Source organism: Steroidobacter sp. (assembly GCF_016790065.1).
Classification (GTDB): domain Bacteria; phylum Pseudomonadota; class Gammaproteobacteria; order Steroidobacterales; family Steroidobacteraceae; genus Steroidobacter.
Genome location: NZ_JAEUPY010000110.1, coordinates 1 through 7483 on the forward strand (window position 1 = coordinate 1; position 7483 = coordinate 7483).

General features: G+C 62.2%; 5 protein-coding genes. All 5 read left to right on the forward strand.

Annotation, left to right across the window (positions count from 1 at the left end):
- Positions 1-3969 (forward strand): DNA-directed RNA polymerase subunit beta' (gene rpoC, locus JNL55_RS04680; protein ID WP_293849997.1); only part of this gene is annotated, 3969 nt, incomplete at its 5' end.
- A 211-nt stretch (positions 3970-4180) separates the two neighbouring features.
- A complete protein-coding gene (rpsL, locus tag JNL55_RS04685) occupies positions 4181-4555 on the forward strand; it encodes a 30S ribosomal protein S12 (RefSeq protein WP_129644597.1) in 375 nt (124 codons plus the stop codon).
- A gap of 38 nt (positions 4556-4593) precedes the next feature.
- Complete coding sequence (gene rpsG / locus JNL55_RS04690; RefSeq protein WP_293850008.1) at positions 4594-5073, forward strand: 30S ribosomal protein S7; 480 nt, start codon at positions 4594-4596, stop codon at positions 5071-5073.
- A gap of 65 nt (positions 5074-5138) precedes the next feature.
- Positions 5139-7226: an elongation factor G gene (fusA, locus tag JNL55_RS04695; RefSeq protein ID WP_293850011.1), complete on the forward strand. Its 2088-nt coding sequence runs from the start codon at positions 5139-5141 to the stop codon at positions 7224-7226.
- 89 nt (positions 7227-7315) lie between these two features.
- Positions 7316-7483 (forward strand): GTP-binding protein (locus JNL55_RS04700; RefSeq protein WP_293850014.1); only part of this gene is annotated, 168 nt, incomplete at its 3' end.

The window sequence follows — 7483 nt, forward strand, 5'->3', positions numbered from 1 at the left end:
CTGAAGCACCGTGGCGTCATCTGCGAGAAGTGCGGCGTTGAAGTCACCCAGACCAAAGTGCGTCGCGACCGCATGGGTCACATCGACCTGGCCGCGCCCTGCGCCCACATCTGGTTCCTGAAGTCGCTGCCGTCGCGGCTGGGCCTGGTGCTGGACATGACGCTGCGCGACATCGAGCGCGTGCTGTACTTTGAAGCGTATGTCGTGACCGACCCCGGCATGACTCCGCTGAAGAAGTTCGCGATCCTGAGCGAAGAGCAGTTCGACGTCGAGCGCGAGAAGCATGGCGACGAGTTCGTCGCTTTGATGGGTGCCGAAGGCATCCAGCGCCTCCTCGCTGACCTGGACCTGGACGTTGAGATCGACAAGATCCGCAACGACCTGACCGGCTCCGAGCTGAAGATCAAGAAGAACTCCAAGCGCCTCAAGGTCATGGAAGCCTTCAAGCGCTCGGGCATCAAGCCCGACTGGATGGTGATGCAGGTGCTGCCGGTGCTGCCGCCGGATCTGCGTCCGCTGGTTCCGCTCGATGGCGGCCGCTTCGCGACCTCGGATCTGAACGATCTGTATCGCCGCGTCATCAACCGTAACAACCGTCTGCGCCGTCTGTTGGAGCTGAACGCTCCGGACATCATCGTGCGTAACGAAAAGCGCATGCTGCAGGAAGCGGTGGATGCGTTGCTGGACAACGGCCGTCGCGGTCGTGCCATCACCGGCACCAACAAGCGCCCGTTGAAGTCGCTGGCCGACATGATCAAGGGCAAGCAGGGCCGCTTCCGTCAGAACTTGCTCGGTAAGCGCGTCGACTACTCCGGTCGTTCGGTGATCGTGGTCGGTCCGACCCTGCGCCTGCACCAGTGCGGTCTGCCGAAGAAGATGGCGTTGGAGCTGTTCAAGCCCTTCATCTTCTCCAAGCTGCAGCTGCGTGGCGAAGCGTCGACCATCAAGGCCGCCAAGCGCATGGTGGAACGTGAAGGTCCGGAAGTGTGGGACATTCTCGAAGAAGTCATTCGCGAACATCCCGTGCTGCTGAACCGCGCGCCGACCCTGCACCGTCTGGGCATTCAGGCGTTCGAGCCGGTGTTGATCGAAGGCAAGGCCATCCAGCTGCATCCGCTGGTGTGTACCGCCTTCAACGCCGACTTCGACGGCGACCAAATGGCCGTGCACGTGCCGCTGTCATTGGAAGCGCAGCTCGAAGCGCGCGCGCTGATGATGTCGTCGAACAACATTCTGTCGCCCGCCAACGGCGATCCGATCATCGTGCCGTCGCAGGACGTGGTGCTGGGTCTGTACTACATGACCCGCGAGCGCGTGAATGCGAAGGGCGAGGGCATGCTGTTCACCGACGTGCAGGAAGTGCATCGCGCCTATGAAAGCCGCGTTGCCGATCTGCAGGCCAAGGTGAAGGTGCGCATCACCGAATTCGTGAAGAACGAAGACGGCGGTTTCAGCCCGCGTAAGCGCGTCGTCGATACGACCGTGGGTCGTTCGCTGCTGTCCGAGATCGTGCCGAAGGGTATGTCGTTCGATGCTGTGAATCGCGACATGACCAAGAAGGCCATCTCCGGCGTGATCAACCTGTGCTATCGCAGCGTCGGCTTGAAGGAAGCCGTCGTGCTCGCCGACCAGCTGATGTACACGGGCTTCGCGTATGCGACGCGCGCCGGTGTGTCGATCGGCGTCGACGACATGGTCGTGCCGCAACAGAAGGGCCGCATCCTGGGTGGCGCCGAGCGTGAAGTGAAGGAGATTCAGGAGCAGTACGCTTCGGGTCTGGTCACCAACGGCGAGCGTTACAACAAGGTGGTCGACATCTGGTCGCGTACCAACGACCAAGTGGCCAAGGCCATGATGGACAAGCTCGGCGTCGAAGACGTCGTCAACTCCAAGGGCCAGACGGTCACGCAGAAGTCGTTCAACTCGATTTACATGATGGCTGACTCGGGCGCCCGCGGTAGCGCGGCCCAGATTCGTCAGCTCGCCGGTATGCGCGGCCTGATGGCCAAGCCGGACGGCTCCATCATCGAAACGCCCATCACGGCGAACTTCCGTGAAGGCTTGAACGCCATGCAGTACTTCATCTCGACGCACGGCGCTCGTAAGGGCTTGGCCGATACCGCGTTGAAGACCGCCAACTCCGGTTACCTGACCCGACGTCTGGTCGACGTGGCGCAGGATCTGGTGGTGACGGAAGCGGATTGCGGTACCAGCAACGGTCTGCCGATGAATCCGATCGTGGAAGGCGGCGACGTGGTCGAAGGCCTCGGCGAGCGCGTGCTCGGTCGCGTGGCTGCCGAAGACGTGATGAAGCCGAACGGCGAGTCGGTGGTCATCGAAGCCGGCACGTTGATCGACGAACGCCTGGTGAAGCTGCTCGAAGCCGAAGGCGTCGACCAGGTGAAGGTGCGTTCGCCCATCGCCTGCGAAACCCGCTACGGCGTGTGCGCGCAGTGCTATGGCCGCGACCTCGCGCGCGGTCATCGCATCAACATGGGTGAAGCTGTCGGCGTCATCGCCGCGCAGTCCATCGGTGAGCCTGGCACGCAGCTGACGATGCGTACGTTCCACATCGGTGGTGCGGCGTCTCGAGCGGCAGCCGCGAACTCCGTGGAAGCCAAGGGCAAGGGTCATGCTCGCTTGCACAACCTCAAGACCGTGCATCACGAGAAGGGTCACTGGGTCGCGACCTCGCGTTCCGGCGAATTCGGCGTGATCGACGAGTTCGGTCGCGAGCGTGAGCGTTACAAGATCCCGTACGGCGCCGTGATCACCGTCAAGGACGGCGATCCGATCACGCCGGGCCAGATCGTGGCCACCTGGGATCCGCATACCCACCCGGTCGTGACCGAAGTGGCCGGTTTGATCAAGTTCTCGGACTTCATCGACGGCTTGACGGTACAGAGCCAGGTCGACGAAGTGACCGGCTTGTCCAGCACGGTGGTGATGGATCCGAAGCAGCGCAGCTCGGGCGGCAAGGACTTGCGTCCGGTGGTGCGCCTGATCAACACCAAGGGCAAGGAAGTCACGTTCGCCAACACCGATATTCCGGCCGTGTACGCGCTGCCTGCGGGCGCCATCGTGAGCTTGGAAGACGGTGCCAAGGTGTCGGTCGGCGACGTTATCGCGCGTATTCCGCAAGAGTCGTCGAAGACTCGCGACATCACCGGCGGTCTGCCGCGCGTCGCGGACTTGTTCGAAGCCCGCAAGCCGAAGGACTCAGCGATCCTCGCCGAGTACTCGGGCACGGTCAGCTACGGCAAGGAAACCAAGGGCAAGCGTCGTCTGATCATCACCGACGAGCAGGGTGAGAAGCACGAGGAACTGATTCCGAAGTGGCGCCACCTGAACGTGTTCGAAGGTGAACAGGTGGAGCGCGGCGAAGTGATCGCCGACGGCGAGCCGAACCCGCACGACATCCTGCGCTTGCAGGGTGTGGAGTCGCTGGCCAACTACCTGGTCCGCGAAATCCAGGACGTGTACCGGTTGCAGGGCGTGAAGATCAACGACAAGCACATTGAAGTGATCATCCGCCAGATGCTGCGCAAGGTCGAAATCGCCCATGCCGGCGACACCGTCCTGTTGCGCGGTGAGCAGCTGGATCGCGCCCGGGTCACGGACGTGAACGAGCGGACCGAGGAGGCGGGCAAGATCCCCGCGCGCCTCGAGCCGGTGCTGCTGGGTATCACCAAGGCCTCGCTGGCGACCGAGTCGTTCATCTCCGCGGCCTCCTTCCAGGAGACCACCCGCGTGCTGACCGAAGCGGCCGTGCGCGGTCTGAAGGACGATCTGCGTGGCTTGAAGGAGAACGTCATCGTCGGCCGGCTGATTCCGGCGGGTACGGGCTCGTTCTACCACTTGCGGCGTCGGCGCCGGGATTCCGGTTCCGGCCGTGGCTTCATGGACATGGGCGGCGGCGGCGGGGATGCCGAGGAGTCGACATCAGACGAGGCCGCGTCGGCGGATTGAGTATGAACCAGGGGCGGGGAGGCTCAAAAGGCCTCCCCGGGCCCTATTGGCTTGGCTAAGCCGTTGACACTGCAGGGTCACATTCCTACAATCCCGCGCCTTTGATTGGGCCGGCGTCGACGTTGCTCCGCCCGCCAGTCACCCGAATTAACTTAGGCCGCCTTAGCGACCAGCTAGGCGGCCTCGTGTTCTCTCAAGGAATCATCAGGTTATGGCCAGCATCAGTCAGCTCGTACGCAAACCGCGCACTTCGCCCAACTACAAGACGAAGGTGCCGGCGCTCGCTGCCTGCCCGCAAAAGCGCGGTGTCTGCACGCGCGTGTACACCACCACGCCGAAAAAGCCGAACTCGGCTTTGCGCAAAGTGGCCAAGGTGCGCCTGACCAATGGCTTCGAAGTCATTAGCTACATCGGCGGCGAAGGCCACAACCTGCAGGAACACTCGGTGGTGCTGATCCGTGGCGGTCGTGTGAAAGACCTCCCGGGCGTGCGCTATCACACGGTGCGCGGCACCCTGGACTGCGCGGGCGTCAATGACCGCCGTCAGGGCCGTTCCAAGTACGGCGCCAAGCGCCCGAAGAAATAACCGGCGCCACTCCTAAACTATTTCCAAGGTAGTACCTCATGTCTCGTAGAGCATCGGCCCCGACCCGTACGATTCTTCCCGACCCGCGCTTCAACAGCCTGCTGCTGGCCAAGTTCGTCAACATGGTCATGGAGCGCGGCAAGAAGTCGGTCGCGGAAAAGATCGTCTATGGCGCGGTCGACCGCATCACCGAGAAGACCGGCAAGCAGAGCGAGCAGTCGATCGAACTGCTGACGCAGGCGCTGGACAACGTCAAGCCGACGGTCGAGGTGAAGAGCCGCCGCGTCGGTGGCGCCACGTACCAGGTGCCGGTTGAAGTTCGCTCGGCCCGCCGCCAGACATTGGCCATGCGCTGGCTGATCGAAGCCGCCTCGGCTCGCAGCGAGAAGTCGATGGCTCAGCGCCTCGCCGCCGAGCTGCTGGATGCCTCCGAGAACCGTGGTTCGGCTGTGCGCAAGCGTGAAGACACGCACCGTATGGCGGAAGCGAACAAAGCGTTCGCCCACTACCGCTGGTAAGCGTGGAGTGCGGTCGATGAACGTCGCCCTCCGCGACTCAGTCACCGCAACCCGCAAGAGACCTCATGTCACGCACGACGCCCATAGAACGCTATCGGAACATCGGCATCTCTGCCCACATTGACGCGGGCAAGACGACGACGACCGAGCGCATTCTTTTTTACACGGGCGTCTCTCACAAGATCGGTGAAGTGCATGACGGCGCGGCCGTCATGGACTACATGGAACAGGAACAAGAGCGCGGCATCACCATTACCGCCGCTGCCACCACCTGTTTCTGGAAGGGGATGGAAAACAACTTCCCCGAACATCGCATCAACATCATCGACACCCCCGGTCACGTCGACTTCACCATCGAAGTCGAACGCAGCCTGCGCGTGCTCGACAGCGCCGTAGCCGTGTTCTGCGCCGTGGCCGGCGTGCAGCCCCAGTCCGAGACGGTCTGGCGGCAAATGAACAAGTACAAAGTGCCGCGCATCGCGTTCGTCAACAAGATGGACCGCGCCGGCGCCAACTTCCTGCGTTGTGTCGAACAGATCCAGCAGCGGCTGCGCGGCGTGCCCGTGCCCATCCAGCTGCCGATCGGCGCCGAAGACAAATTCGTCGGCGTGGTCGATCTGATCCGCATGAAGGAAATCTGGTGGGATGACGCCACCCAGGGCACGCGCTTCGAGCATCGCGAGATTCCCGCGGACATGCTGGAAGAGTGCGAAGAGTGGCGCGCCAAGATGATCGAGGCGGCAGCCGAAGCCAACGAGACGCTGCTCAACAAGTATCTCGAGAGCGGCACGCTCAGCGAAGCCGAGATCAAGCTGGGCCTGCGCGAGCGTTCGATCCGTAACGAGATCGTCGTCTGCATGTGCGGCTCGGCGTTCAAGAACAAGGGCGTGCAGGCCATGCTCGATGCCATCATCGAGTTCATGCCCTCGCCGGTGGAGATGCCGCCCGTCACCGGCCTGCTGGCCGATGGCAAGGAAGGCACGCGCAAGGCCGCCGACGACGAGCGCTTCTCGGCGCTGGCGTTCAAGATTCTCAACGATCCGTTCGTCGGCAACCTGACGTTCTTCCGTGTCTACTCCGGCGTGCTGAACTCCGGCGACACGGTTGCCAATCCAGGCAAGGGCAAGAAAGAGCGCATCGGCCGCTTGCTCCAGATGCACGCCAACGAGCGTAGCGAGATCAAAGAAGTCCGCGCTGGCGACATCGCCGCAGCCGTGGGCCTGAAGGATGTGATCACGGGCGACACGCTGTGCGACCCCGACCACACCGTGCAGCTGGAAAAGATGGATTTCCCGGAGCCGGTGATTTCCGTGGCGGTCGAGCCCAAGACCACCGCCGATCAGGAAAAGATGGGCCTGGCCCTGCAGCGCCTGGCCAAGGAAGATCCTTCGTTCCGTTTGTCGAGCGATCCGGAGTCCGGTCAGACCATCATCGCCGGCATGGGCGAGCTGCACCTGGAAATCATCGTCGATCGCATGAAGCGCGAGTTCAAGGTGGATGCGAACGTCGGCAAGCCGATGGTCGCCTACCGCGAAACCATCCGCGCCAAGGTCGATCAGGAAGGCAAGTTCGTGCGTCAGTCCGGCGGTCGCGGTCAGTACGGCCACGTCTGGATCACGCTGGAACCTAACGCCACCGGTAAGGGCTTCGAATTCGTCAACGGCATCGTCGGCGGTACGGTCCCCAAGGAATACATCCCGGCTGTCGAGAAGGGCATCAAAGAAGCCACCGCCAACGGTGTGCTCGCCGGCTATCCGGTCGTGGATGTGAAAGCGACGCTGTTCGACGGCTCGTATCACGATGTCGATTCGAACGAAATGGCGTTCAAGATCGCCGGCTCCATGGCTTTTCGCGAAGCCATGTCGAACGCCAAGCCGGTGATTCTCGAGCCCATCATGAAAGTGGAAGTGGTGACGCCGGAAGATTATTACGGCGACATCGTGGGCGACCTGAACCGCCGTCGCGGCCAGATCGTCGGCATGGAAGATTCCATCTCCGGAAAAGTGGTCACGGCCGAAGTGCCGTTGGCCGAGATGTTCCAGTACTCCACGTCCATGCGCTCGATGAGCCAGGGCCGTGCGACGTACACGATGGAGTTCGCCAAGTATCAGGAAGTGCCGTCGAACGTCGCCAACGTCATCAAGAAGGCCTGACGATTTGGCCCAGCGCGCTGAGCGCCGAGCCGAACAGACAATCGCAGATATTTTTTTCAGAACTAAAGATTAGCTAGAGGAAAGCCGCCGTGGCCAAAGAGAAATTCGAACGTAATAAACCGCACGTAAACGTGGGCACCATCGGTCACGTCGACCATGGCAAGACGACGTTGACGGCCGCCTTGACGAAGGTGATGGCGGAGAAGCACGGCGGTGAATTCAAGGCGTACGATCAGATCGACAAGGCGCCTGAAGAG